The organism is Kluyvera sp. (assembly GCF_047971185.1).
Taxonomy (GTDB): Bacteria; Pseudomonadota; Gammaproteobacteria; order Enterobacterales; family Enterobacteriaceae; genus Kluyvera.
Map to the genome: position 1 here is coordinate 1 of NZ_JBKDZH010000139.1, position 1,882 is coordinate 1,882.

Consider the following 1,882-nt stretch of genomic DNA (forward strand, 5'->3'; position numbering starts at 1 on the left):
CGCGTACTGCTGCTCCGGACTTCCAGGTTTACTGGATGCAGAGCATGTGTCTTAAAAGACACTGAGGGGCAAGGGTCAGTGTTAATAATAATGATACTGTTAATATATGCACCCAGTGACAATGTCTGTGATGCGTTGTACAGTCACGGGAACCATAAAAAAAAAAAAATGTTAGGGGGGGTAACTTTGGGAGGGTCACTTGATGAAATCCCCTAATTATAATGTATATATATGACCGATTTATGAAAAAATTGTTTAACAATAGGTTCTTACTTGACGTAAACCCATCGTAAATAGGGGAATGACTGTACTCGATCCTCCCATTTCACTGTTGGTCGTCCTCTTGCACCCACTACATTCACCACACTCTTATATTATAATAATCAAGCAGGAGCTCGGAAAAAGAATCTTTCCGAGCTCAGACTGAACGTGTGTGGTTCGATTTGCACAAGGGAGCCTCTCTCTAGGGGCACTACATTGATGGCAAGCGGTGATGTGTCCTATGGGGCATTATCTGTTCCTGTTGAGGTTCTCTCTCTCATGGTGTGTATCAGAGTATGTAGGGATGCAGTCCCCCCCTCCGGACAACAGGACATGAACCCATGTTTTCTGTGGAGAACGCTACCCAAGAAGAAAATGGTGGCAGAAGAAAATGAAGCAGCTTGACTGAGCAATGCACGATCCATCAAGAGGGGAGAGGAAGGATGTGTAGTGCCAGGCTGTGAATAAGACCTACGACATGAGGTGAGCTGTGGGGTGCCCTTTGGCTCACCATCAGTGTCGAGGCATCACAACCGAAAGGTCTTGGGTTCGAGTGCCAAAAAGGTAGGAGTTCGGAAAAAAGATTCTTTCCGAGCTCAGATTGATCATGCATGATTCAATCTGCACCAGGGAGCCTCTCTCTAGGGGCGTTACACTCAGAAGTGGGTCTTCATGTGTCTGGCAATATCCCGTTTTGTCTTGAAATGCTTTCCACAAACATCACACTTGAACTCTCTCAGGCCAGAGTGTCTGAAGATGTGACTGTTCAATGTAGACTTCAAACTGAACCTTCTTCCACACTCTTCGCATTCATGATTTCTTTCACCAGTGTGTGTAAGGATGTGTGTGCCGAGGTGACTCTTCTGACTAAATCTTTTTCCACAAACTTCACATTCATGATTTCTTTCACCGGTGTGAGTAAGGGTGTGTGTGTTGAGGTGACTCTTCAGAGTGAATCTTTTTCCACAGACTTCACATTCATGATTTCTTTCACCAGTATGTGTCAGGGTGTGTGTGTTGAGGTTTCCCTTCTTACTAAACCTTTTGCCACACTCATGGCATTCATGCCTTCCTTCACCAGCGGGTGTGGGTGTATTTGTTGAGGTCACCCTTCCCACTGAGGCTTTTCTCACACTCTTGCCACTCATGGTTTCCTTCACCAGTGTGTCAAGGGTGTGTCTAGTGAACTTCCTCTTTGTCTCAAATCTTCTCACACTTCTGACACTCAAACTTTGCTTTTCCTTTATGGCTGGAGAAGTAGCATGCAAGGTGGTGGTGGTGGTGGTGGTGCTTCTTCTGATCACCCTTGATCCTCACACCAGTTGCTGTCTGCTCCTGCTGGTCCCGGCCACTCAGACTGCTGCCCGGCCTTGCAGCCTCCACTGCAACACTACTCCTGATGTCAGGAGTCAGCTGGTCTTGCAGAAACTTCAGGGAAGCTGGAGCGGGCAGCAAGGCTTCCCTGAAGCCACACTCAGGAATCAAGGAAGCTGGCAAGGCAAGGAATGCACCAAAGAGTCCTGAAGTCAGACGCAGCGAGGACAGCGTAGTGTTGAGGAAAGCACGTGCCTCAGACCCTCTCTTCAGCACCACCACCAGTGGTAGCCATGGGGACACAGAG

2 protein-coding genes are annotated in these 1,882 nt (G+C 47.7%); both read right to left on the bottom strand.

The annotated features are described in order from the left end of the window. Positions 1-917: 917 nt before the first annotated feature. Entirely contained in the window at positions 918-1,409 is a 492-nt protein-coding gene (locus ACK5JN_RS23985) for a C2H2-type zinc finger protein (protein WP_416872438.1), read from the bottom strand. A 52-nt stretch (positions 1,410-1,461) separates the two neighbouring features. Beyond that, a partial coding sequence (locus ACK5JN_RS23990; RefSeq protein WP_416872437.1) for a hypothetical protein occupies positions 1,462-1,882 on the bottom strand: 421 nt, incomplete at its 5' end.